The organism is Limosilactobacillus ingluviei DSM 15946, assembly GCF_001435775.1.
GTDB classification, from domain to species: Bacteria; Bacillota; Bacilli; order Lactobacillales; family Lactobacillaceae; genus Limosilactobacillus; species Limosilactobacillus ingluviei.
In genome coordinates, this window is the sequence record NZ_AZFK01000077.1 from 43,593 (window position 1) to 68,360 (window position 24,768).

Below are 24,768 nucleotides of genomic sequence, written 5' to 3' on the forward strand. Positions count from 1 at the left end.
AGTTCTAGTATAGCAAAGTTTCGGGGCTGATTGTAGCGCTCACCCTAAAACAAATCCAGCTGTTCGGGGTCAGGCGGAACCAAGCCGGTAAAGTGCAACCCCAAGTAATCGCGCAGGGCCAGGGCGTTGGGAGCCGCATCCCCACCGGAATTGTTGTTAAAGATCACGCAGACCTCCGCCGGGGCGGGCTGCAAGCTCGTGATCGCCGCCCCTAATTCGGCCAACTCCTGGGCCGAATACGAGTACAGGGTGCGCTTGGCGCGCCAGTCGGCCCCGGTATGCTGCCAGCCAGCCGAGTTGCGCCCGTGCAGGCGGACCAGGGCCAAACGCGGGTTAGTCGTTGCTAAGACAAAGGGCACACTGGCCGGCAACTGGTGGGGTTCATCAGCGGCCACCAAAATCAGCCCCAATTCCTGGCAGTAGTTGATCAATGATTGCCGCACCCCTGCCTTAAACCAGGATTGGTGGCGAAATTCCACGGCTAAGGGCAACTTGGGCAACCAACGGCGAATTTGCATCAAGTATTCAATGTTGGCCGGGGTGGCCAGAAAGGTCGGCGGAAATTGAAAGAGGACCGCTTTGAGCTGCCCAGCAGCCACCAGGGGACCAATCACCTGGCGAAACTGGGCAAACAGTTCCGCCAGGCTCTGCCCTGCCGGCAGCTGCGCTTGGGGGTGTTTGGTCATCGCTTGGTGGGCCTTAACGGTAAATTGAAACGCTGGCGTTACTTCGCCCAACCAGGCTTGGACCGTGCTCAGCCGTGGCAGGGCGTAAAAGAAGGTATCCACTTCCACGACCGGCAAGTGCTGGGCATATTCGCGCAAGGTGAGCGGGCGCGCTGCTTTAATCAGGGCCTGGTGCTCCTTCCAGGTGGTCAGACCAATCGTAATTTCCATTGCAAACTTCCTTTCTGCATTAAAACAGGCCGACTGCCTTGAGCCGACCTGCTACCTATTTATTCGTGTATTTGCTGCTGAGGGCTTGTTGAACGTGCTTGGGCGCTTGGTCAAAGGCGACCTTTCCCTCGTACTTGGCCCGGACCATCAGCCGGTTGGCCCCGGTCGCATCACAGGTGATCAAAGTTAAGATTTTTTCGGGGGTATCATTGACCACGTCCACCCGCGTCGCCAAGATAAACTTGCGCTCATAAATCCGGTAGGTGTAGACGTTTTTCATGTCCGTCAAATAGACTTTTTGCCCGACCTTGGCATGGTAATACAGCGGGGAGAACAAAATCTTGGAGCCGTGGGCCATGTTGTGGCCGGCCAAGGCGTAGTTGCCCTGCCCCATTTGTTGGTCGGGTCGCATCGTACCGGCCGCCAAGGCCAAGGTCGTGTTGGACACCCCGGTGGCAATCGGAATCGTCATCTTGATGGCCGGAATCGAAATTTCGCCGATGATGTTAACGGCCTGTTGATTGGCCCGCGCCTTGGCGACCGCTTGGAAATCGAGGTCCTTGGTCTGGGAAAAGTCGAATTCCTTTTGGTCGACCTTTTTCTGCTGATTCTGGGCAATGGCCGTCTTGGTAATTGTCGGCCGGTAGCTGCCGACTAAGTAGTACTTGATTTGCTGGTTAAAAATCAAGGCCAGGCTGACCAAAACCAAGAGCAACCAGCCGGCGCGTTTTAACCATGATTTGAGATTCATGTTAACTCCCATCCCCGCTGGGAAAGATTGCTTGACAGGCGTGTGACCAGCGGTTGTAAAATAAGCTTCGTTTATTGTACACCATTTACGAAAGAAGGTCCGCTATTTTGGCTGCAAGTCAATCCCCCGTCTGGGTCCGAAATCTCCGGGTGCTCTCGGTCAGCGTCTTTTTTGCCGGGATGGGGTTTTCCGAAATTATGCCCTTTTTATCCCTGTACGTCGCTACGCTCGGTGACTTCACCACCCGGCAGCTAACCTTTTATTCCGGGGTGATCTTCGCCAGCATGTATGTCGTGTCGGCACTCACCTCGCCACTATGGGGTAAACTGGCTGACCGAATCGGGCGGAAACCGATGTTGCTGCGGGCCGCGCTAGGGATGGCGGTTGTGATTGCCGCAATGGGGCTGGTCCAAACCGTCTGGGAACTGATCCTGTTACGGATGGCCCAGGGCATCTTCGCTGGCTTTGTCAGCAATTCCAACGCTTTGATTGCGACCGAAACCCCGAAAGCCAAGGCGGGCCGGGCCCTCGGTACCATGGCGGCCGGCGTCACGGGCGGGAACCTGCTCGGCCCCCTGCTGGGCGGCAGTCTGGCGGAAATTTTTTCCTACCGGGCCACCTTCCTCGTGACCGGGGGGATCTTATTTCTCGTCTTTTGGGCGTGCTTCTTCCTCGTAAAAGAAGAGGGCTTTACCCCCGTTACCGCTGCTAAGTTTGATCACGCCAGTGGGGTCATCAAAAGTTTACGCTCCCCGCAAGTCGTGCTGGGTTTGTTATTAACCACCATGATTATTCAGGCCGCCAACAATTCCATCAACCCGATCGTATCCTTATTTGTTAAAGAGCTGATGCATAACGGTCCCGGGGTGACCTTCGTCAGTGGAATCATCGCTGCTTTGCCGGGGATTGCCAACATGCTGGCGGCGCCGCGCTTAGGCCGCCTCGGCGATCGGATCGGGACCCAAAAAATTCTGATTGCCGGCTTTCTTTTAAGCATCCTGTGCTTTGTCCCTTCAGCCTTCGTGCGCAACCCGTGGCAATTAGGCGGTTTGCGTTTTCTGATTGGGATCGCGGACGCCGCCCTCTTCCCGCAAGTGCAGACCCTTTTGACCAAACAAACTCCCTCCGAACTAACCGGCCGCATCTTCAGCTGGAACCAAAGCACTATGTACATCGGCAATATTTTGGGCCCGCTGATCGGGGGCGCCGTGGCCGGGTGGTTTGACTATGGGGCCGTCTTCTTGGCCACCGCTGGACTGGTCGCCGTCAACCTCGGCCTCTTTTTAGCCAACGTTTTCTTCCCCTTACAAAAAAGCCAAGCCTGATTTTCCACCACTTAAAAATCGCCAGCCCTAACCGCGGGGACTGGCGATTTTAATTTCCTTTACTTTCCCGCCACCATTCGGGAAGTTGGCGCCAATGCGGCGGCCGCTGCCAACCCGTGGCTCCCCACGCTTCAATCAGCTGGGCCAAGCTCAGTTCCGCTGGCAGGCTCGCCCGTAACGCCGCGGCCCACTGCGCCGCCGGACGCCAGGTTGGCTCCCACTGCTGTAAAGTAGCAATCGTATTGATCAATTCTTGCTCCCGCTGCGTGGTCCGCCAAAAATCGGCATCTAAGGCGCGTAATTGGAGCTGCCCAGCGGCATTGAAGCGGTAGCCGGCCCACATGTGCTGACTGATCGGCAGCAAACACCGCTCGCTAGTCACATAGCGCAACCGACCCACTAAAGCCGTGGGGCTGGTATAGCCCAGGGTAACCGGATCAAAAATATCAATATAGTTGTCAATCCGGGCCCGGTACTTCCGAACCCGCCGCCGCTCCCGGGTGGTCAAAAGCGGATAGAGATTGGCCCCCTCGTAGAGCCAAGCGTGTTTAATCCGCCCTAGGTGTTGACAATTTGCCAGGGCAAACTGCGCATTGATCGCCCCGAGCGAGTGACCATAGATAAAAAATTTAGCCCGCGGATACTGAGCCACCAATCCATTCAAGACCCGGGCCGCGGTTTGCAGTTGGGACGGAATTTGCCGTTGGTGGCGCAAAAGTGCTTGCAGCAAGGGAAGATTGGTCGCCAGCCATTCGTCATTCCAAGTCGTCGGATTCCCCTTGCGCAAGCCTGACGAGCCCTTAAATAACAAGACCAACTCACGCGGCTGCACGGCGGGGCCAATTACAAAGAGCTGAAACCCATCGGGCTCATAAATATGGGCCAAGACCTGCCCTAACGGATAACGCCCGACTTTAATTGGTTGCCCCGGGACCAATAATTGGTATTCCAATTTGGCCAAGGCCACCCGTTCTTGATCCGTTAACTGGGTTTGCATTCGTTTCTCCCCCTTCCACGCTGCGTGGTGTTTAGTTCTAGTATACCCCAGGATGGCAAAAAAGGACCGGCGCAAAAACGCCGGTCCTTTTGAAAATGAAGCCCGCTCTGATTACTTGAGACCGTACTTCTTGTTGAACTTGTCGACTGCCCCATCGGCTTGGGTAAACTTTTGCTTCCCCGTGTAGAATGGGTGGGAGTCGGAAGTAACTTCAACCCGGATCAGTGGGTATTCGTTGCCATCTTCCCACTTAACCGTTTCCTTAGAAGTAGCCGTGGACCCGGACAGGAACTTAAAGCCCGTCGAAGAGTCTTCAAATACTACGTAGTGGTAATCTGGGTGAATTCCTTGCTTCATAATTTATACGCTCCTTTTGCCATGAATCATTGCCTGAAACATAGATTATTTTCAATAACCTAGACAGAATAACACAGTTTGCTCAGATTAGCAACCAACTAACTCGCCCCAACCGCCAGAAAGGCCGCTAACCCCCGGCCGGCCGAGGTAAAATTTATTCGTCTTCAATCTTGACATCGGCATTCAGCCGGTTCAGCTTCCAGATGATCCGGTCGTAACCGCGCAAAATATTATCGGCCTTGTGAATAACGGTTTGGCCTTGCGCCATCAACCCCGTGATGACCAGGGAAGCCCCCGCGCGGATTTCGCCGGCTTCGACGTCCGCTCCGCGTAAGGTCGCTTGATCGGTATGGTTGATCAAGATTCGCCCATCACCGCCTTCAATTTGCATCCCCATCTTTTGCAATTCTGGAATGTGCTTTAACCGCTTCGGGTAGATCGTGTCGACCACCACGCTTTGTCCCGCCGCCAAGGCCATCAATGGCGTCAATGGTTGTTGCAAGTCCGTCGCAAAGCCCGGGTACGGCATCGTCTTAACGTGGATTGGCTTAAGGTCGGTCACCGGCGGAACGTAGATTTTATCACTGTCAATTTGCAGATCGACGCCCATTTCCATCAACTTGCTGGTGAAGGCTTCCAAGTGTTCGGGGATCACGTTGTTTAACATCACCCCGTCCCCTAAGGCCGCGGCTAAAGACAGGTAAGTCCCCGTCTCAATCCGGTCGGCGATGATCGTATGGGTGTTCATCGATTGCAAGGTCTTGACCCCGGTGATCCGAATCACGTCAGTCCCGACGCCCCGAATCTTGGCCCCCATATTGTTTAAGAAGGTCGCCAGATCGACAATTTCTGGTTCCCGGGCCGCGTTTTCAATCACCGTTACCCCGTCAGCCCGTACGGCCGCCAGGATCGCATTAATCGTCGCCCCCACGGAAACCATATCCATAAAGATCCGGTTCCCATGTAAGCCGTTGGGAGCATCTAAATGCACCGTACTGCCATCTTCGTGCACCGTGGCCCCCAAGGCTTCAAAAGCCTTTAAGTGTTGGTCAATCGGCCGGGGCCCAATGTTATCGCCCCCGGGGAAGGTCAACGTCGCCCGGTGGAACCGGCCCAACAACGCCCCCATAAAGTAGTAGGACGCGCGCAAGCTCTTAATCGCCTTGCTGGGCAGTTCGGCTTCCATGATTTGGGTTGGGTCAACATCAAGCACCCCGTGGGAAAAGGCAGACTTAACGTTCATTGACTCCAAAATAATCATTAGGTTGTGAACATCCAGGATGTCCGGCACGGTATCAAACTGCACAGGAGTGTCGGCTAAGATGGCCGCCGGAATCAAGGCCACGGTACTGTTCTTGGCACCACCGATGGTTACTTCACCCGACAGACGGTTTCCTCCTTGAATGATCATTTTTTTCATGTTGGTCTTTCCTCACTTAATCACGCTATTAATTCATTGTTCAACCTGTCTTACGAAATTGAAACAGTCAATAGATATGATAATGAATAAAGCGCGAAATTACAACCTTTTACCGGGATTCTTAACAATTCGATCACGATCCGCCCACTTTTTTCTGGTCGGGCGCTAAAAAAGCGGTCACAACCAAGTGCGGTCATTAGTAAAGCGGCCTCATTCATTCAGTTTCAATGTACCCGCTTCCCCGGCAAAAAGCAACTCAAGCTACCAAAAAAGACTGCCCCGCTGTGCGGAACAATCTTTCAGGTTTAATCGCATTAGTGATTAGTCGACTTGCCCTTCCAAGGCGGCCTTGACAAAGGCCGCAAACATGCCTTCTGGGTGGTTTGGCCGGGACAAGAATTCCGGATGGTATTGGGCCGCCATGTAGAAGCGGTTGGTTGGAACTTCCACGATTTCGACCAGGTTGCGTTCTGGGTTGACCCCAGCCACCTTTAAGCCGGCGGCTTCTAATTCAGCCCGGTAAGCATTGTTGTATTCATAACGGTGACGGTGCCGTTCGTGAATCAAGCTTTGACCGTAAGCGGCCGCTGCCTTGGTCCCATCAACCAGCTTGCAAGCGTAGGCCCCCAGCCGTTGGGTCCCCCCGAGGTCTTCAACGTCCGCTTGGTCCTTCATCAAGTCAATGATGTTGTGGCTGGTATTGGGATCAAATTCCGTTGAGTTGGCATCCGCATACCCCAGCACGTGGCGGGCGTATTCGATCGTCGCAATTTGCATCCCCAAGCAAATCCCCATGTACGGAACGTCATTTTCCCGGGCATATTGTGCCGTCGTGATCATCCCTTCGATCCCCCGGCTACCAAAGCCCCCTGGGACCAGGATCCCATCGTAGCCACCCAAGACCTCCGCCACGTTGTCAGGCGTGATCGTTTCAGCGTTAAAGTGGTCAATTTCCACCTTGGCATCCACCGGATAGCCGGCGTGCCGCAAGGATTCGTTTACTGAAATGTAGGCATCTTGCAGGTCCGTGTACTTCCCAACCATCGCAATCTTAACCGTTTTGGTCAGTTCATTTTCAATGTGGTCGACCATCTTGGTCCATTCCCGCATGTCGGCCGTTGGGACGTCTAACTTAAAGTGGTCGACTACTAATTGATCCAAGCCCTGCTTTTGCATGTTCAGCGGAATTTCGTACAGGTTTGGCACGTCCATTGATTCAATCACGGCCGTTGGATCCACGTCACAGAAGAGGGCGATCTTCTTGCGCATGTCGTCATCAACCGGCTTTTCAGTCCGCAAAACCAAGATGTTGGGTTGAATCCCCAAGCCCCGCAATTCCCGCACGGAGTGTTGGGTTGGCTTGGTCTTCATTTCGCCGGCCGCCCCTAAGTATGGGACCAAGGTGGTGTGAATGTATAAGACGTTGTCTTCGCCGGCGTCCTTCTTCATTTGCCGGATCGCTTCCATAAATGGTTGGGATTCAATGTCCCCCACGGTCCCCCCGATTTCTGTGATCACAACTTCAGCGTCGGTACTTTCCCCGGCCCGTTGGATCTTTTCCTTAATCATATTGGTAATGTGGGGAATTACTTGGACCGTGCGGCCTAAGTAGTCACCCCGCCGTTCCTTGCGCAAAACTTCAGAGTAGATCTTCCCAGTCGTGACGTTGGAGTACTTGTTTAAGTTGTTGTCAATAAACCGTTCGTAGTGACCAAGGTCCAGATCGGTTTCCGTCCCGTCATCAGTCACGAAGACTTCCCCGTGTTGGTAAGGACTCATCGTCCCCGGGTCAACGTTAATGTAAGGATCGAACTTTTGAATCGCGATCTTTAACCCCCGGTTCTTCAGCAAACGGCCCAGGGAAGCGGCTACGATCCCCTTCCCCAGCGATGATACAACCCCACCAGTCACAAAAATATACTTCGTCATGCTTGTCTCCTTTGCTTTGCGTTTTCTAGCACTGTCAGCCCACCGGCGCGCTTCAGTCGGCTGACAAGGGGTGCGCCAAACGTAAAAACTCCCCGCTTCAATTGCTGAAACAGGGAGCCTTAATTTTATCTTCATTGGCCCAAGAAATTCTTGGGAGCCCAAGTATCATAATACTGACTCCGTCGCGGATAGTCAAGCCATAAGTTCAGTAAAACTTATTCTTCGTCATCCTCTTCTTCGTCGTCTTCATCATCGTCGTCGAAGTCTTCATCATCCAATTCTGACAATTGGTCTTCGATGTTGTTATCATCATCGTCATCATCAACCGGATTGTCATCATCGTAATTATCGTCGTCGTAGTCGTCGCTGTCATCATCAGTGTCGGCTAGATCATCGTCTTCAGGGTCGTCGTTGTCGTAGTCGATGACATCATCATCGTCATCGCTACCGGCCAAGAAGGCATTAACCTTGCGACTCTTCTTCTTTGGCCGATCTTCATCGTCATCATCGGTTTCCCCGATCGTGGCTTCGTCGATTGATTCAAATGGGTACCATGCACGCAAGCCCCAAGTGTTGTCACCCAGGGAGATAAAGCTGCCGTCGACGTTTAAGTCCGTGTAGAACTGGGAAAGCCGTTCGCGAATTTCTTCATCGCTCTTGCCAAGGTACTGTTGAATTTCGTTCGTTAAATCAGCAAAGGCCATTGCTTCCCCATGGTAAGCCAGGATCGCATGTGCGACCTCAACCATTGAGAGTTCTGACTTATCTTGGCCATCGAAAACCTTTAAATCCAAATTGGTGCACATCCCTTCAAAAATAATGGGCCCGCCCGCACCAGGCACGGGGGGCGCTTTTGCGTCGTTATCTACATAAAAGTCCAATTTACATAATACTATCTTTCAAAGCTTAAATCAAGGTAGTAGTTACCGATCAACCCACTCTCGTTGCGTAAGCGGTACCGCAAGCGCAAGTGCCCTTGGGCCGCCGCCCAGTCCATTTCGCTAACAGCTTCGGCGGTCTCAACTTGCAGGCTCAAAACCCCGTATTCGGTTCGGTAATGGCTCAGGGTGGGCTCCTGCGGGTTAAATTGCAATCGCGTCCGCCGGGCCCCATTCCGGGTCACGCTCAAAGCGCCCGCATCCAGGCGCATCCGGACCGGCGTGGCTTGACCCACTTGGTGTTCCGTATAGGTTAAGTAGTGCTGGTGATCATTCAAACTGACCAAACGCCCCGCCTCTTGAAAGGTAAAGCGTTCAAATTCCCCGTCAATCATCGCTTCAATTTTTAAGCTGACCTGCACGGCCGTTTCTGTCTTAATCATCTTCACCCCGTCTCAGTTTGCCTCTATTATAAGTAAAAGCGGACCGCTTCTCAAATTTGATCGGCCCGGAAATATTTCGTCCCCGGCCAAAGTTCGCTATAATGGGAACTAACTTTAACTTGACAGAAAGGAATTACCATGGGCTTTTTCGATGAACAACTGCCAAAGGAAAAGGTCTTTCGCGACCCGATCCACCATTACATCGTCGTTGATAACCAAATCATCCTTGATTTGATCAACACCCCGGAGTTTCAACGTCTACGCCGGGTCAAGCAACTAGGGACCAGTGCCTTGATTTTCCACGGGGCTGAGCACTCCCGCTTTGGCCACAGCCTGGGGGTCTACGAAATTACCCGCCGGATGTGCAATCATTTTCAACGCAATTACCCGAGCCAGGATGCTGGCGACGGCTTGTGGAACGACCGCGAACGGCCGGTGGCCCTGTGCGCCGCTTTGTTGCACGATCTGGGCCACGGCCCCTTCTCCCACACCTTTGAACACATCTTTCATACCGACCACGAAACGATTACCCAGCGCCTGATCACCAGTCCGGAAACCAATATCAACCAGATTTTACGGCGGGTCAGTCCCGACTTTCCGGCCCAGGTGGCCAGCGTCATCGACCATACTTATGCCAACCCCCAAGTCGTCCAGATGATTTCATCGCAAATTGATGCCGATCGGATGGACTACTTACAGCGGGACGCTTTTTATACCGGCACCAACTACGGCAAGTTTGACCTTGACCGGGTCTTAAAGGTGATGCGTCCCGTCCAAAATGGGATTGCCTTTGAAATTGCCGGGATGCACGCCGTTGAAGACTACATCCTCAGCCGCCTGCAAATGTATCTGCAGGTCTACTTTCACCCGGTTTCCCGGTCGCTGGAAGTCATCTTGGCCCACCAACTCAAGCGGGCTAAGTGGCTCTATCAGCACCCCAACGACTACCAACCGGAGTTTTTGCCCCAATTGTTGATGCCCTTTTTCAACGGCCGCTTTTCCCTAGAAGATTACCTGACTTTAGATGACGGCGTGCTGACCACTTACTTTACCCACTGGCGCCACGCCAGCGATGACATCTTAGCGGACTTGGCCGACCGCTTTTTAAACCGGCGCCCCTTCAAATCGGTCCTTTACGACGAAGCCTCGGCCGCCCGGCTGCCCAAATTACGGGATTTGATCGCCACCGCCGGCTTTAATGCCGACTACTACACGGCAACCAATTCATCGTATAAACTCCCCTATGATGTCTACAATCCGCAGGCGCAAACGCCCCAAAGTCAGATTGAACTGGTCCAACCCAACGGGGAGTTGGTCGAACTGTCCCAAGTTTCGACCTTAGTTGCCAGCGTCGCGGGCAAAGAAGCCGGCGACATGCGCTTCTTCTTCCCCAAGGAAATGCTCGAACAGCACCAAGACATCGAGATCTTCCAACCGATTTACGACGAATTCCAAAGTTATTTGCACAACAATCACTTAATCTAAACCGAGAAAGGATTTTATTATGACTATCAAACTGGTTGCCATCGATATCGACGGCACGTTAATCAATGACCAACGCGAAATCACCCCCAAGACCAAGGCGGCCTTAGCGAAGGCCACCGCCGCCGGGGTCAAAGTCGTCTTATGTACCGGCCGGCCAATGACCGGGGTCGTGGCCTACTTAGATCAATTACACCTTAACGGTCAGGCTGATCAATACGTGGTCAGCTACAACGGTGGCCTGGCCCAATCGACCGGCCAGGACGTGATCGTCAACGCCACGGTTGACTTTGATGACTATCTGGACCTGGAAAACTTCTACCGCAAGCACGGGGTGAAGTCAATCATCGAAACCGCCGATTATATCTACTCGGCCAACCAGGACCTCAGCCCCTACACCGTTCACGAATCCGACTTGGTCTCGATGCCGATCCGTTTTAGGACGATGGACCAGCTGTTGGCGATGCGCGAACAACTCGAGATTGGCAAGGTGATGCTGACGGATGAACCGGCCAAAATTGACGCAATCTTGCCCGAATTACCGGCGGACCTGAAAGCACGCTTTGCCTTTGTGCGCAGTGAGGAATACTACCTCGAAGCCGTCAACCCTAAGGCCGGCAAGGGCAACACCCTGACCGCCTTGGCCCAGCACCTCGGGTTCGAAATGGCCGAAGTGATAGCGATTGGCAACGCCCAAAATGATGAATCAATGATTGAAGCCGCTGGCATCGGGGTTGCGATGGGCAATTCCATTCCTTCCACCTTGGCCTGCGCCGATGTCGTCGTGGCTGATAACAACCACGATGGGATTGCTGAAGCGATTGAAAAGTACGTCTTAAATTAACCACAGCAAAAGCCGTGACCTGGTCCATCCCAAGCCACGGCTTTGATTTTTAATGATGATGCCGGTAGTACAGTTGGGTCCCAACCAGCCCCAGCGCTCCCACTAAATAGCACCCCAAGGCCGCTTGGCGGCAGAAGGGATTGTCGATAGCTAAGCTCAAGCAGCCTAGGGCCACGATCAATAACGGCCAGGCTAAGGCTTTGGCCAAGCGGGCCAGCTGAGCGGGTGAACGTTGCTGGTGACGTTGCCAAGCCAAGGTCGTCAACCACCGGCCCCGCAAATACTGGATCGCCAAAACCACCAGCAACAACGCTGCCAAAAATAACCACTGGTTCATCAAATCCCCTCCTTTATCAAACCCTATGATCACTTTTATTTTACCCCCCGAAACAAAAAAGCTATTCCGGCGCCCCCGGAATAGCTTTTTACTTTGCCCGTTGGTGGATCCCATCAATCACATCTTGGAGGGTCAAGCGGGCTAATTCGGCTTCGGCCGCCGCTTGGACCCGCCCGTACAATTCGTCCAAGGTGCCTTGAATATTGGCCCCGACCAGACAAGCTGGGTTGGTCTTGGGATCGATATGCAACAAGGTGTGGTTCATCGAGGCCGCCCGAAAAACCGTCAACAAGTCAATCGTAGCCGGGGCCTTGGTCAAGACCGGATCGGCGGCCCCCGGGTGGCTTTCAATCAGCCCAGCCCGCTTTAGGTCGGCCATTAATAGGCGCACTACGCTCGGGTTGGCCTCAATGCTAGCCGCAATCGCTTTGCTGGAACGATCCCCGCTTTGAAAAATTGCCAGGTAGGCCAGGATGTGGATGGCATCACTTAATTTATGGGAAAATTTCATTTTAATTTCCTCCTCGCCATTTCCTAGCCAGAATACCACATTTAGCTTATTCCGCCAATACTGCTTGAATGGCGACCGGCAGTGGCGTCAAAGCGTGGCCCAGGACCGTTGGCAAATCATCGCTGGCGTGCTTTAAGTCCCCTTGATCAGCTGGCGCTTGGAAGGACGCGTACAGCGCCGCCGTCGCATGATCCAACCCCGCTTGTTCTAAGCCAGCAATGTATTGAGCTTGACTGACCTGAGTCGCCGAATTGGGCTGGCCACCAGCTTGGGCCGCGGCAGCGCCTAATTCAGCGTAGGACGTGATGGAGCCGGCAAATTCGTAAACTGGCTTTGGATCCGCCAACGTTAAGACCTTGGCTGCCCCAGCTGCGTATTCCTTTTCCAAGGCCCAGCCCAGTGGTTGCCGGGCCCAGTAGGCCGCCGGTTGACCATTCGCGACGGCTTGCAGGAAGCTGGCTTCGTTCTCCAAGTACCAGTTGTTGCGCACCATTACGGCCGGAACACCAGCCGCGCGCAAGGCCTGTTCCGTCAGTTGGTGATCAGCCGCCAGCCAACTCTGGGCTTGATCGGCGTGTGGGAAACTGGTGTAAACGACCCGATCGACCTTGGCCGCCGCTAAAGCGGCCACCAGATTCTGGTGTTGAACATCCCGGCTGACGGCACCCCCTGGTTGAGAAGAAATGAACAGGACCCGGTCCAGCCCGGCTAGGGCCGGGGCTAAGCTGGCCGGTTCACCATAGTCACCGTGACGGACTTCATTGACCGGAAAAAGTTGCTGGGCCTTCGCCACATTCCGGGCGATCACCACCACTTTATCCGCCCCGACCAATTCATTTAAAGCTGCCACCGCTGCTTGACCAAAGTGCCCGGTGGCCGCAGTAATTCCGTATTTCATCATTCATTCCCCCATTTTCTAAATCTGTTGTTTTAAAATTTACAGATTCATTCTAACACCTGTTATTTAAAAATCAACATGTTTTGCAAAAAAAAGCGCCGCCACTCGCCAGCGGCCGCGAAGAAGTTAGAAACAAGTAGCAAAAGTGGCAAAGCTGAAGAAAATCCCCGGGAAGTTAGCCCAAAAGACAAACCAGTCCCGGTCCCGCTTAAAGAAGGCATAGATGCTCCAAAGCGTACAGTTAACCCCCGCCACAAAGGGTTGCAAAGGTGCGGCCTTGACGCCGGCTAAGTTCTTTTGAATCTGGGCAATGTAGGAAACATACATCAAAACAGCAATCACACTGGCAATCCGGCCCAGCCACAAAATAAAGGTCTTTTCTTGGTTTTCCATCATCCATCTTCCTCTCGTAAGCGTTTTCTGATTACGCTTATAATGTTAGCGCTTTATCTACTTTGTGTCAACCGCATGACATACAAGAAAAATAAAAACTGATCCCACCAAGGGACCAGTCAAATTTCCTTTACCCGGTTAACCCCGGGATCAGTTTTACCGGCAGGGTCACGGATTCTACCGCTTGGCCTGCGAGGCGTTTTTGCAGCAAATCGACGGCGGCTTGCGCCATTTCGGGGATCGGCTGTTGGATTGTTGTCAAATCCGGGAAGAGCAACCGCGTCGAGCTGGCCCCGTCGTAGCCAATTACCTTGACGTCTTCTGGCACCCGTTTGCCCGCCTTTTGGGCCGCATTGATGGCTAAGCGGGCGTTGGTATCATTATCGGCAAAAATTCCGTCACATTCGGGATGTTCAGCAAAGAGCCGATCAAAGACCGCCGCCTTTTGGTCATCTGGCAAATCAAAGCTGATCTCATAGGTCAGCTTTTCCCGACCATACTTGGTCATTAACTCTTCGTAACCCCGCCGCCGCTCTTGGTTGGGCGTGGCCAACGTCGCTGGATAATTAGTGTGGATAATGTGTTGGCAGCCCGCGTCAAGCAAGCGTTGGGTGGCTAAGCAGCCCCCTTGGTAATTATCCGCGGCCACGACCGGGATCTGCTTGCTGACAATTCGTTCAATCGAAACAATCGGTAAATTGGTATTATGGTAGGCTTCAATCCCCTCATTGTGGGCCCCGACTATCAAGCCATCAATTTGACCGTTAAACAGCAATTGCAAGTACTGCTCTTCTTTCCCCGGGTTATTTTGGCTGTTGCCCATTACCACCCGGTAGCCCAGTTCATAGAGCCGGGTTTCCAATTCTGCTTCCAGCTGACCGAAAAAGGGGTTGTTGACGGTCGGAAAGACCAAGCCGACGAGATCCGTGCGTTGCTTATAAAGCTGACGGGCGACCGCATTCGGGCGGTAATTGAGTTCCTCCATTGCCTGGTGGACCTTATTAATTGTTTGCTTACTCAGGTAGCCGCGGTTGTTTAAGACCCGCGAGACCGTCGTTACTGAGACGCCGGCGAGTTTGGCGACATCCTGGAGTTTTACCCTTGCCATTTTTGTCACTCCGTTACGTAATTTTTTGTGAAAGATTGCGTTAAGTATACCATATTTCCGCTTTTCACCGGCCCCTCCGTTCCGGGGCCAGCGACGGGAAAGGGCGGCCTGATAAGGTTTGACCTTTGAAAAGAAAAAATTCAGCTGGGGAAGTCCCCAACTGAACCGTGCTGAACTAATTTTAATTTAGTTAATTTTGCGCCATAAATTTGCGCAAGCCAAATGAGATTCCAAAGGCCACCATCAAGAAAACCGTCACAATCAAGTACGGGTACTGGTAATTCCAGTCTAGGGTCGCCCCGGATAAGAGGGGCCCAAAAATATTCCCGATGCTGGTCAAGGACATGTTCATCCCGTTGATCAACCCCTGATCCTTGGTGCTGGCCTTCGTCAAGAGGGTGGTAATCGCCGGCCGCAGCAAATCAAAGGCCTCGAAGACCACCAGGGTGGCGACGATGATTTGCCAATGGGAGTGGTCATAGATCACGACCAAGGTTGCTAACGCGCTGAGCAAGTAACTGTAACGAATTAATTTGACTTCGCCCAGCCAAACAACCAACTTTTCAAAGAAGAAGACCTGCAAGACCAGCGACAAAATCCCGTTTAAGGTCAAAACGGTCGCGATCGCGGCTAAATCAAACTGGTGCACCTCATTGACGTACAGACTGTAAATACTTTCAAAGCCGGCCAAGCCAAAGGCGGCCACTAAGATCATCGCAAATAAAATCAACATTGGCCGGGTCATTAAGTGCCGATACTTCCCCCAGCCGGGAGCCGGCGACGTTGGCGCCGGTTCACTTGGTTGGCCCAGGTCAACTTTGCGATCATCCGGCAGCCAGAACAGCGCCACCAAAGTTGCCATCCCGCCGAGGATCCCGGCCACCCAAAACGGGACTTTGTAGCCCCAGGCCGCCAGAATCCCGCCCAGGCCCGGGCCCAGGATTAAGCCCCCGCTAAAGGCGGCCGACAGCCACCCAATCACTTTGGCCCGTTCCCGCGGGGTCGTAATATCGGCCGCCAACGCCATCGAGGTCGGGACAAACATCGCGGCTGACAGGCCATCGATCACCCGAGAAAAATCAAAAATCCACAGGGTGTTCCCGACCGCAAAGATCAATTGCCCAATGGCAAACAACACCATCCCCCAGATTAGCATCGGCTTTCTCCCGAGCCGGTCCGACCAACGACCGACCACTGGGGAAGCGACAAATTGTACCAGGGCAAACAGGGCTGACATCACCCCCATATCAAAGGCCGAAAAATGGTATTCATTTTTGATAAAGGGCATGACCGGGAAAATCAGGCTAAGCCCGAGACAGATTAAAAATTCACAGACGATCATAATCGCAATCGTCCGTTTGACCAGTTTGGACATCGTCTGGTCCCCCTTTCCACGAAAAAAGTGCATTAGCCATGCTAACACACTTTGCAATGTAACGATACTAATTTGCCTTAAATTTTTAATTCGGCGAAAAAGGCCACTGCATCGCCGGTGAGCATTGTAAAATCAACCGGTAAATGCAGCGGTTCCTGGTTGATTGCCAGGATTTGGGCCGCCGGATTAGCGTAGTTCAACAATCCGGCAAACGGGTAGACTTGCATCGACGTACCCACGATCACGACCAGATCGGCCGCTTGTAGGGCCGCCAGTGACTGCTGCAGGGCCGCCTCCGGAATGGCTTCATCATACAAGACAATGTCCGGCCGCAAGGCACCCCCGTCGGCGGCGTGCAAGCGACTGTGCAAGTAGTCAGCCACCGGCACGGTCTGGTGACACTTTTCACAGTAGACCCGCTCCAAGGTCCCGTGGAAATTCACCAGGTGCTTGGTCTGGGCCTTTTCGTAAAGCCCATCGATATTTTGGGTGATTACCACCGCCCGGTCCTGCTGGGTCAAGGCCGCTTGCTTTTGGTGAATGACATTCGGCTGGGCCGCCGGAAAGTACAAGTTGTCCTTACAAAACTGGTAAAAACCGGCCGGGTCACTGGCGAAATAACGGTGACTCAGGTAATACTCAGCATTGCGATTCTTAGTGTACAAGCCATTGGCCGAACGAAAATCGGGAATTCCTGAGGCAGTCGACACCCCCGCCCCGGTCAAAAAGACAATCTGCTGGGCCGCATCAAAGGCGGCTTGAATTTGGGCATCCATGCGTTCACTTCCTTAACAGATACGGGATCCCCCGGTCCTCCAAGAAAGTCTGGACCGGCGTGTCATACCACTTGACAAAGGCGTCCGGAGTATTCGGCTGGGGCGCCGGCAAGACAAAGGAATTCTGCCGGTCGTTGCGCCGAATCCCAACGTAGACCTCCTTGTCCCCGTGGCGGCTTTGCATATCCGAATGGAAAATTTCAAAGACCTGCCGGACCTTCAAGCGCAGCTGTCGTTCACTTAAGGCCGGGGTTAAGGTGGTGAAGTCATTGTTGTGTAAGGCAGGTAAGCCCCAGGCCTGCATTTGCTCGTCAAAAAGCCGGAACAGCTTGACGATTTGGCGCCGCATCTCAAACGGTGAGTCCACCGGCTTAGTTGCCCAGGCCGCGTACAACTTTTGCGCCGCCGCAAAGGCGACCGGGTAAGCGGCCGTCAAGGTTGGCGCAACCTGGTCGAGGTGGTCGCCATAAAAGACCAGGGCGTCCAAGAGGGTCAGCAGGCGCAGGGTCCGTTCGTCGTTATCACCATCTTTTTCTGGCGTCAGGGTCGCTTGAATCCCCTTGAGGTAAGCCGCTTCGATCGTATCATCGATCAGACCGTGTTGACGTTGCACCTCCACCACCACCCGGTGCATTGCCACGTCGTAAAGGTCGGTCGCCATGATCATCATTTGTTCATCCAATTGCGCATTGCCCAAGGACAAGGAAAAGAAGATCTGCGGGAAGCCCTGCAATAACATCAACAAGTGCAACAATTCGTGCGACGCCGTGTAATCAGGAGCCGTCACATCGTTGACCGTAATAAAGAGGCCGCCGGGCAAGACCTTTTGGCTGGCTTGGTCATGCCGCACGTAGCCGGTCTTTTGGTCGCCAAACTGGACAAAGACGCTCCCGTCGGGGTAGCGATCGTTTACTTCGGCCAGCAGTTTTTGGACCGTCGCATTCAATTCAATCTTTTCACTCATTTTCTCTCATCTCCCGTAACAGTGCTGTTGCTTTGGCCGCATCAACGTGGTTTTCCGTCGCCAAGTGGGCCACCAGAGTGGGCACTTCAGTGGGGGTCGCTCCCACGCTCAAGGCCAACGACCGGTATTGCAATTTCATGTGGCCGGCTTGAATTCCGGTTGTCGCCAACGCCCGCAAAGCCGCCAGGTTTTGCGCCAGACCAAGGCTGGCAATTACTTGGGCCAGTTCCTTGGCGGACTGAATCCGACTGATTTGATAGTTTAACTTCGACTGGGGGGTTAGCTTAATCGACCCGCCGACCGTCCCGACCGGCATCGGGAGTTCTAACATCCCCATTAGCCCTTCGGCGCCAACGGTCCAGACCGCCAGCCCCCGGTAGTGTCCGTTCTTGGCAGCGTAGGCGTGAGCGCCACTTTCGATCGCGCGCCAATCATTGCCACTGGCCAGTACGGCCGCATCAATTCCGTTCATGATCCCCTTGTTATGGGTTGCCGCCCGGTAGGGATCAACCTGGGCTAAATTACTAAGAGCACTGATCCGCTGGGCGACGGTTTCGCCATCAAGCGCGGCCGTCGCCAGGTCGGCAAAGGCCACCTGACATGTGACCGTCACCAAGGAATGATCCGCCAAGTTACTAAGAATGGCGGTCAAGACATCGTAACCATTCTCCCGCAAGTGCGCGGCCACGGCTTCGGCCATCGTATTAACCGAGTTGGCCCCCATCGCATCTTGCACGTCAATTAACAAATCGACACTGACAAAGCTGCCCAAAGGGCGAATCTGCAGGTCCACCGCGCCGCCGCCGCGTTTTTGCATTGACGGCCGGGCGGCGTTGGCCAGCTGGAGCAACTCCGCCTTGTGCATTAATAAATCGGTAATTACGTGGTCGGGATCGGTCACGTTTTGTAAGACGACCTGCCCGATCATTTGCCGCTCTTGAATTACGGCCGTAAAACCACCGCTTTGGGCGACCCGTTTGGCCCCGTTGGAAGCCGCCGCAATCACCGAGGGTTCTTCCGTGGCCATCGGGACCGTGTACGGCTGCCCGTTGACGACTAGGCCTAAGACCAGTCCCTCAGGAACCCGGTAATCGGTCACGTAATTTTCAATTACCAGATCATGCTCTGGCGTGGCGTTGATTTGCAGCTGGGCCTCCCCTAACGGTCCCAAATCACGACCGTGGGCCAATAACGTTTGTCGTTGGGCCAAGCTGCGGCGGTAAAAGCCGCGTTGCCATTCCTCAGTCATCAGTCTGCGCCCCCTTTTGTCGCTGCTGAATATACTCCGTAATAATCCCTTCCCGCACTCCGCTTTCCGAGAAAATCACCCGGCCGTCGCTATTGCGTTGCAACAAGCAAATCAAGGGCAGCATCCCGCCGATGATAATGTCGGCCCGGTCGGCTTCCAAGCCATTCATCTTCTTGCGTTGGGCCAAGTTGCGGTTTAACAACTCCCGAAAGGTCGCATATACGACCCGCGAGGACAGCCGGTAGCCATGAATCCGGCCGTTTTGTTGGTGCCGGTGCGACTTGCTCATCCGCGCTAAGGTCCGGTTGGCCCCACCTAATAAGACAATCGGCACCCGGTTGGCAAAGCGCAGCCACGGGACCTTGTTAAAGCGGTCGGTCACCAGCGTCTCAGCCCGGAACAAATCACTGGCCTTAACGAAGCCACCCAAGTGAAACTGCTCGGACAGATTGACCGCGCCAAAGGGCAGAGAAATCAGGTCGCGGGCCCGTTGGTTTTGGACCAAGACCAACTCACAGCTGGCGCCCCCGACATCTAAGATCAAGCAATGGTCCATCTTTAAAGTGCGCACCACCCCCAGGTAGTCATAATAGGCTTCCTGCCGGCCCGATAAGACCCGCAGTTCAATCCCAACTTCTTGTTTGACCCGTTTTAAAAATACGGCCTGATTTTTGGCTTGCCGGACCGCGGCCGTCGCAATCGCCACCACCGTCAGATTGGGCATCCCGGTGTACAGGCGTTTGAACCGTTTTAAAGCCGCGATGGTCCGATCCATCGCGGCAGGCTGGAGCATCCGCTCGGGACCCATCCCCTCGGACAACCGGCTGTTTTCCTTAACCCGCTTCACCTCATGAAACTCTCCGTTGCGAGAAATCTTGGTGATCGCCAGGCGGGCTGAATTGGAGCCCAGATCCACAATCGCCAGGTTTTCCACGGCTCCTCACCTCTCTTCACATTTATTTTTTCACCATTAAAATATCACTTTTAATCTTACCATTTTCTCGCCGGTCCGACACCAATTGACGATCGCTTTTCTCAAAAAGTCGGGGCCCGCCGCCCGAGCGACAACTTTCGGCTTGCCCTAAGCGGGGGTTCTCACTACAATAGAAACATTGTCAAACCCACTTGACCGAAAAAATTCTTTCTACCTATTATTTAGCATAAGGGGGCACTTTGCACGTGAAGTCAACTGATCCTGAACGCCAAGCCGAACAAGCCCGGGTGGATGCCGTAATCGCTGCCATTGAAGACCAAATCATCCGGACCAAGGCGGCCTTAGCCAAGGCCCACGCCGAAACCCGGGCGGTGGAAAAAAACTACGGCGCCAACACGTCCATTAACCGCTACGAAATTGACGACATTGCCGAATCCCGGGCTGAAATCGAACAACAACGGCGCTTGCTGTTCCAAGCCAGCGAAAACGAAGAGATCCTAAAGCGCCAGCTCGCTACCCTCCAAGAATTAAAGAAGAGTCCCTACTTTGGCCGGATTGACATCCTCGATCCGGGCGAACGAGAACCTGAATCGCTCTACATCGGGGTGGCTTCGCTGATGAACAGCGATAAGACCGACTTTTTGATCTACGACTGGCGGGCGCCGATTTCTGGAGTCTATTACAACGGGACCCTGGGGACGGTGACCTACCCGACCCCCAACGGTCCGCAAACCACCAAGTTGGTGAAGAAGCGGCAATTCACCATCGTCGACGGTCAAATCACCAATATGTTTGATACCAACGAAACCGTCGGCGATGAAATGCTCCAAGCCGCCTTGGGCCAACAAAACGACCAGTACATGCAGTCAATCGTCGCCACGATTCAGCAGGAACAAAACGACATCATCCGCAATACGCAAAGTGACTTACTGGTCGTCCAAGGGGTGGCCGGCAGCGGGAAGACTTCGGCGATCTTGCAGCGGATTGCCTACCTGCTTTTCCATGCGCGCGATTCCTTAAACGCTGATCAAATCGTCCTCTTCTCGCCGAACCTGCTCTTTTCCCAGTACATTTCCCAGGTCCTGCCCAAGCTCGGGGAAAAGAACATGCGCCAAGTCACTCTGGCCGGCTTTTTGAGGCGGCGGTTTGAAGGCTTGCAAGTTGAGACCCTCTTTGACCGCTACGAGACCAGCCACGGACACGCCAACGGTCGGGAATTTCTTGAATCCGCGGCGATGATGCAGGCCGTCGAAGCCTACCTGGCTAAAATGGCCGCGGGACAAGTGCAGCCCTGCTTTGTTCCAATCCGCTTTAACGAGGAACCTTTCTTCTCAGCTGACCACATCGCAACCGTGTATGCCGCGCAGCCGACCGCTTTGCCAGTCGAACAGCGGCTCTTAGCGACCAAAAACGCCCTGATTAAAGAGTTGAAAGCCCGGATTGCGACGGAAGCGCGGCAGGATTGGGTCGCCAAGGAACTCGACGCGCTGACCACCCAGCAAATCACCAAGTTACTGGGCAAACACAGTGTGGATGACTTTGCCAGTCCGGAACAACTGAATGCCTACCTGGCCCGCCGGTGGGCCAAACGGCGGCTCCGTCAGGTTTATGACGCCCTGTACAATAATTACTTCATTGACTACTACGCCCAGTACCACGACCTGTTGGCCCAGCTGCCGATTAAAGACGCGGCGGCTTTGACCCAGCGGTACGATGAACAGCTCGAATTTCACCGGCTGCCCCTGAGCTACACCGCTTCATTAATGTACCTGCGCGACTTATTGAGCGGCAGCGGGGTCAACCGGGCCTTCCAGTACGTCTTTATTGATGAAATGCAAGACTACTCACCCGCGATGCTGTATTACCTGCGCCACGCCTTCCCGCTGGCGAAGTTCACCATTCTGGGGGACAGCGAACAAGCCCTCTTCTACCCGCTGATCACCCCGGCCACCCTCCTGGCGCAAACCCAGGAATTACTGGCCGCCAAGCACCCCAAATTAGTCGCCCTGCGGCGGTCGTACCGGTCCACTAAGGAGATCACCGACTTTGCCAAGGCCCTTCTGCCCGACGGGGACGAAATTATTTCCTTCACCCGGCATGGTGCGATTCCGCAGCTATTGATCAGCCAAACACCGGCGCAATGGCACGCCGACTTAGTGGCTGCCGTAACCGCCGCCCAAGCCGACTTCGGGAAGGTCGCCCTCTTGACGCGCGACCAGGCCCAGGCGGCGCAACTGTACCAACTCTTGTATGAGCGGGTGACCCCGCTGACCCACCTGACCGCCACGGACAGCACCCTGCCCAGCGGGGTCGTCATTTTACCAACCTACCTGGCCAAGGGGCTGGAATTTGACGCCGTCATTATTCCCGACGTCAGCACCCAGGCCTTCACCGCCCAAGATACTGGGCTGCTGTACACGATGGCGTCACGGGCCATGCACCACTTAACCTTGCTGTGCCCCGGCGAGCTCTCAAGTGTGGTGACCCCGGCCGCCCGCCAGCTCGTTCAAATGAAATTCACCAAGGCATAAAAATTGGCACGACCTGTTCGCAAGTCGTGCCATTTTAGCTTTGGTTAGCGGTGCAAGAGTCGGATCCGGCTAACCGCTTCAATTTGGCCCAGCGTGGCGACCAAGGCTTCCGCCGCAGTCGGGGGCATCGAGGCGACATCAACCATCGTGTAGGCGTAATCACCCCGCGAGCGGTTCACCAAATTTTCGATGTTGATCCCGGCGTTGGCAATCACCGTCGAGATCTGCCCCAGCATGTTGGGAATATTTTGGTGGATCAAGGTCAGGCGGTGATCACTGGCAAAGGGCGCCGACACGTTCGGCAGGTTGACCGAATTGACGACGTTGCCGGTTTCCAAAAAGGTCATTAATTCTTGGGCCGCCAGCTTGGCGCAGTTGGCTTCGGCTTCCACCGTCGAGCCGCCGAGGTGCGGCAAGATCACGACGCGGGGGTGTCCCTGAAGCGTAGCGTCACTAAAGTCGGTCAGATACCAGCGGAGCCGGCCCGCATTGAGCGCCGCGACTGCCGCTTCGTTGTCCACAATTCCCAGTCGAGCAAAGTTTAACAGGACCGCGGTCGGTTTGAGCTGGGCCAGTAAGCCGGCATCAATCATCCCGGTTGTCTCCTCATTTTTTGGGACGTGGACCGTCACAAAATCGGCCCCGGCAACCGCTTCGGCTAAGGTTGCCGCCCGGTGTACATTACGCGACAGGTTCCAGGCCGATTCCACCGACAGGTAGGGATCGTAGCCGACCACTTCCATCCCCAACGCTTCCCCCGCATTCGCGACCAATGAGCCCACGTGGCCGGTCCCGATCACCGCTAATTTTTTACCGGCAATTTCCTGGCCGTTAAACTGGCTCTTTTTGGCTTCCAGGGTAATGTCGGCCCCGGCGGCGACTTGTTGGGTCCATTCCGCGGCCGCAATCAGGTTCCGGTTGGCCGCAATCATCATCGCCAGGACCAGTTCCTTGACCGCGTTGGCATTGCCGCCCGGGGTATTAAAGACGGCGATTCCGGCGGCACTGGCCCGGTCGAGCGGGATATTGTTAAAGCCGGCCCCGCAACGGGCAATTACCTTCAGGCTGGCGGGAAATTCATGCTCGTGCAAATCTACCGAGCGGATCATGTAGGCATCTGGCGCGGCTTGGGGCTGGTTAACTCGGTATTGGTCACTTAAGGTCGCCAACCCGGCCGGGGCAATCGCATTGTAAGTTTTAACGTGGTACATGCAGCTTCATCCTTTCTGGTTTCACGTGGAACATTAGTGGTGTTTTTCAAAGGCGGCCATGAAGTCGCGCAAGGCGACGACCCCTTCGTACGGCATGGCATTGTACAGGCTGGCCCGCATCCCACCAACCGAACGGTGCCCCTTTAAGTTCAACAGGCCCGCCGCCGTCGCTTCGGCAAGGAAGGCGGCATCCAGAGCCGCATCGCCGGTCACAAACGGAATGTTGGTCAAGGAGCGGGCGGCTGGGGCCACCGGATTGTTAAAGAGACGCGATTGCGCCAAGAAATCATACAGGACCTGGGCCTTGCGGGTGTTTTCAGCGGCTATCGCGGCGACACCGCCCTGGTCTTGAAGCCACTTTAAGACCAGGTTGGCCACGTAGATTTGAAAGACTGGTGGGGTGTTTAGCGCCGAGTCTTTTTTCGCCAACGCCGCATAGTCAAGCATACTTGGCAAGCCAGCCGGGACCTGGGCTAAGCGGGATTTTTTGACGACGACAATCGTCACCCCAGCCGGGGCAAGATTCTTCTGGGCGCCGGCGTAAATCAAGTCAAATTGGTCAAAGGGATATTGTTGCCCCAAGAAGTTTGAGGATAAATCCCCAACCAGCGGAACGGACGTTGCGGGCAAGTGATGGTAGGCCGTCCCGTAAATCGTATTGTTAGTCGTCAGGTGCAGGTAATCATACTGGTCTTCGGGGAGGGCCGGGAGCGCCGGAATGGTGGTATAATCCGGACCGGCATCAGTTACCACGTCCACCGTCAAATCCGGCAGGCGGCGGGCTTCTTCAACGGCGCGGGCCGCCCAGTGGCCGGTTTGGGCAATCGCGATCCGGTGGTGTTTGACCGCTAAGTTTAATGGAACCATCGTAAACTGCAAGGTCGCCCCGCCCTGCAAAAACAGCACTTCGTAATCATCGCTTAGCTCTAATAAATTCAGTAAGCGTTCCTTGGCCTGGGCATAGAGCTCAGTAAAGAGACTGGAACGGTGCGAAATTTCTAAAATGCTCATGTGGCTACCTTGGTAGTCGAGCAATTCGGCTTGGACTTGCTGTAAGACTGGTGCGGGCAGGACCGCGGGCCCGGCCGCAAAATTATAAATTGGCATAAGTTACCCCTTTCCGCTGGATCAACAAAGAAAAAAGGCCCCCACCGTGGTG

General features: G+C 54.4%; 24 protein-coding genes. 4 read left to right on the forward strand and 20 right to left on the reverse strand.

Features of this window, described 5'->3' with window-relative positions; translation table 11 throughout:
* Window positions 1-44: 44 nt before the first annotated feature.
* Both FC43_RS08115 and FC43_RS08120 read right to left on the reverse strand, forming a co-directional pair.
* Entirely contained in the window at window positions 45-896 is an 852-nt protein-coding gene (locus tag FC43_RS08115) for a DUF72 domain-containing protein (RefSeq protein WP_056955306.1), read from the reverse strand.
* Between the two features lie 55 nt (window positions 897-951).
* Window positions 952-1,647, reverse strand: a complete 696-nt coding sequence (locus tag FC43_RS08120) for a class A sortase (RefSeq protein ID WP_056955307.1) — start codon at window positions 1,645-1,647, stop codon at window positions 952-954.
* A gap of 104 nt (window positions 1,648-1,751) precedes the next feature.
* Here FC43_RS08120 and FC43_RS08125 point away from each other — a divergent pair, with 104 nt between their 5' ends.
* Entirely contained in the window at window positions 1,752-2,972 is a 1,221-nt protein-coding gene (locus tag FC43_RS08125) for an MFS transporter (protein WP_420865148.1), read from the forward strand.
* Window positions 2,973-3,021: 49 nt separating this feature from the next.
* Here FC43_RS08125 and FC43_RS08130 read toward each other — a convergent pair whose 3' ends face one another.
* The 6 genes from FC43_RS08130 to FC43_RS08155 all read right to left on the reverse strand — a co-directional run bounded on the left by FC43_RS08130 (window position 3,022) and on the right by FC43_RS08155 (window position 8,996).
* Window positions 3,022-3,969 carry an alpha/beta hydrolase family protein gene (locus FC43_RS08130; protein WP_156648358.1) on the reverse strand — a complete coding sequence of 316 codons (948 nt, stop codon included), beginning with the start codon at window positions 3,967-3,969 and terminating at the stop codon, window positions 3,022-3,024.
* Window positions 3,970-4,080: 111 nt separating this feature from the next.
* A complete protein-coding gene (locus tag FC43_RS08135; RefSeq protein ID WP_019206491.1) occupies window positions 4,081-4,326 on the reverse strand; it encodes a type B 50S ribosomal protein L31 in 246 nt (81 codons plus the stop codon).
* 154 nt (window positions 4,327-4,480) lie between these two features.
* Window positions 4,481-5,746, reverse strand: a complete 1,266-nt coding sequence (locus FC43_RS08140; protein WP_019206490.1) for a UDP-N-acetylglucosamine 1-carboxyvinyltransferase — start codon at window positions 5,744-5,746, stop codon at window positions 4,481-4,483.
* Window positions 5,747-6,067: 321 nt separating this feature from the next.
* Complete coding sequence (locus tag FC43_RS08145) at window positions 6,068-7,675, reverse strand: CTP synthase (protein ID WP_056955309.1); 1,608 nt, start codon at window positions 7,673-7,675, stop codon at window positions 6,068-6,070.
* Window positions 7,676-7,890: 215 nt separating this feature from the next.
* Window positions 7,891-8,469, reverse strand: coding sequence for a DNA-directed RNA polymerase subunit delta (gene rpoE / locus FC43_RS08150; RefSeq protein ID WP_191979101.1), 579 nt, complete (start codon window positions 8,467-8,469; stop codon window positions 7,891-7,893).
* Window positions 8,470-8,567: 98 nt separating this feature from the next.
* On the reverse strand, window positions 8,568-8,996 hold the full coding sequence (locus tag FC43_RS08155) for a YwiB family protein (RefSeq protein ID WP_156648360.1): 429 nt from the start codon (window positions 8,994-8,996) through the stop codon (window positions 8,568-8,570).
* A gap of 138 nt (window positions 8,997-9,134) precedes the next feature.
* Between FC43_RS08155 and FC43_RS08160 the strand changes: the two genes are divergently transcribed.
* Both FC43_RS08160 and yidA read left to right on the forward strand, forming a co-directional pair.
* On the forward strand, window positions 9,135-10,481 hold the full coding sequence (locus tag FC43_RS08160) for an HD domain-containing protein (RefSeq protein WP_019206486.1): 1,347 nt from the start codon (window positions 9,135-9,137) through the stop codon (window positions 10,479-10,481).
* A 19-nt stretch (window positions 10,482-10,500) separates the two neighbouring features.
* Window positions 10,501-11,322 carry a sugar-phosphatase gene (yidA, locus tag FC43_RS08165; RefSeq protein WP_056955312.1) on the forward strand — a complete coding sequence of 274 codons (822 nt, stop codon included), beginning with the start codon at window positions 10,501-10,503 and terminating at the stop codon, window positions 11,320-11,322.
* Window positions 11,323-11,371: 49 nt separating this feature from the next.
* Here yidA and FC43_RS08170 read toward each other — a convergent pair whose 3' ends face one another.
* The 10 genes from FC43_RS08170 to FC43_RS08215 form a co-directional block, all read right to left on the reverse strand.
* Window positions 11,372-11,659 (reverse strand): hypothetical protein, encoded by a 288-nt coding sequence (locus FC43_RS08170; protein WP_019206484.1) that lies wholly within the window; start codon window positions 11,657-11,659, stop codon window positions 11,372-11,374.
* Window positions 11,660-11,747: 88 nt separating this feature from the next.
* A complete protein-coding gene (locus FC43_RS08175) occupies window positions 11,748-12,170 on the reverse strand; it encodes an Rrf2 family transcriptional regulator (RefSeq protein WP_056955313.1) in 423 nt (140 codons plus the stop codon).
* Between the two features lie 46 nt (window positions 12,171-12,216).
* Complete coding sequence (locus tag FC43_RS08180; protein ID WP_056955314.1) at window positions 12,217-13,068, reverse strand: NAD(P)H-binding protein; 852 nt, start codon at window positions 13,066-13,068, stop codon at window positions 12,217-12,219.
* Window positions 13,069-13,194: 126 nt separating this feature from the next.
* Window positions 13,195-13,461 carry a SemiSWEET family transporter gene (locus FC43_RS08185; RefSeq protein WP_152977219.1) on the reverse strand — a complete coding sequence of 89 codons (267 nt, stop codon included), beginning with the start codon at window positions 13,459-13,461 and terminating at the stop codon, window positions 13,195-13,197.
* Between the two features lie 130 nt (window positions 13,462-13,591).
* Complete coding sequence (locus tag FC43_RS08190; protein ID WP_056955316.1) at window positions 13,592-14,569, reverse strand: LacI family DNA-binding transcriptional regulator; 978 nt, start codon at window positions 14,567-14,569, stop codon at window positions 13,592-13,594.
* Window positions 14,570-14,759: 190 nt separating this feature from the next.
* Entirely contained in the window at window positions 14,760-15,944 is a 1,185-nt protein-coding gene (locus FC43_RS08195) for an MFS transporter (protein ID WP_056955317.1), read from the reverse strand.
* A gap of 77 nt (window positions 15,945-16,021) precedes the next feature.
* Window positions 16,022-16,720: an NAD-dependent protein deacylase gene (locus FC43_RS08200; protein ID WP_056955318.1), complete on the reverse strand. Its 699-nt coding sequence runs from the start codon at window positions 16,718-16,720 to the stop codon at window positions 16,022-16,024.
* A gap of 4 nt (window positions 16,721-16,724) precedes the next feature.
* Window positions 16,725-17,684, reverse strand: coding sequence for a hypothetical protein (locus FC43_RS08205; RefSeq protein WP_056955319.1), 960 nt, complete (start codon window positions 17,682-17,684; stop codon window positions 16,725-16,727).
* On the reverse strand, window positions 17,677-18,933 hold the full coding sequence (locus FC43_RS08210) for a hydroxymethylglutaryl-CoA reductase, degradative (RefSeq protein ID WP_056955320.1): 1,257 nt from the start codon (window positions 18,931-18,933) through the stop codon (window positions 17,677-17,679). The genes FC43_RS08205 and FC43_RS08210 overlap by 8 nt, the downstream gene beginning before the upstream one ends.
* Window positions 18,926-19,867, reverse strand: a complete 942-nt coding sequence (locus tag FC43_RS08215; RefSeq protein WP_019206475.1) for a Ppx/GppA family phosphatase — start codon at window positions 19,865-19,867, stop codon at window positions 18,926-18,928. Before FC43_RS08215 ends, FC43_RS08210 begins: the two co-directional genes overlap by 8 nt.
* 245 nt (window positions 19,868-20,112) lie before the next feature.
* Between FC43_RS08215 and helD the strand changes: the two genes are divergently transcribed.
* Entirely contained in the window at window positions 20,113-22,398 is a 2,286-nt protein-coding gene (helD, locus tag FC43_RS08220; protein ID WP_056955421.1) for an RNA polymerase recycling motor HelD, read from the forward strand.
* Window positions 22,399-22,442: 44 nt separating this feature from the next.
* On the opposite strand, the gene FC43_RS08225 is transcribed toward helD, so the two are convergent.
* Both FC43_RS08225 and serC read right to left on the reverse strand, forming a co-directional pair.
* On the reverse strand, window positions 22,443-23,609 hold the full coding sequence (locus FC43_RS08225; RefSeq protein ID WP_056955321.1) for a phosphoglycerate dehydrogenase: 1,167 nt from the start codon (window positions 23,607-23,609) through the stop codon (window positions 22,443-22,445).
* Window positions 23,610-23,642: 33 nt separating this feature from the next.
* Window positions 23,643-24,716: a 3-phosphoserine/phosphohydroxythreonine transaminase gene (gene serC, locus FC43_RS08230; protein WP_056955322.1), complete on the reverse strand. Its 1,074-nt coding sequence runs from the start codon at window positions 24,714-24,716 to the stop codon at window positions 23,643-23,645.
* Between the last annotated feature and the right edge of the window lie 52 nt (window positions 24,717-24,768).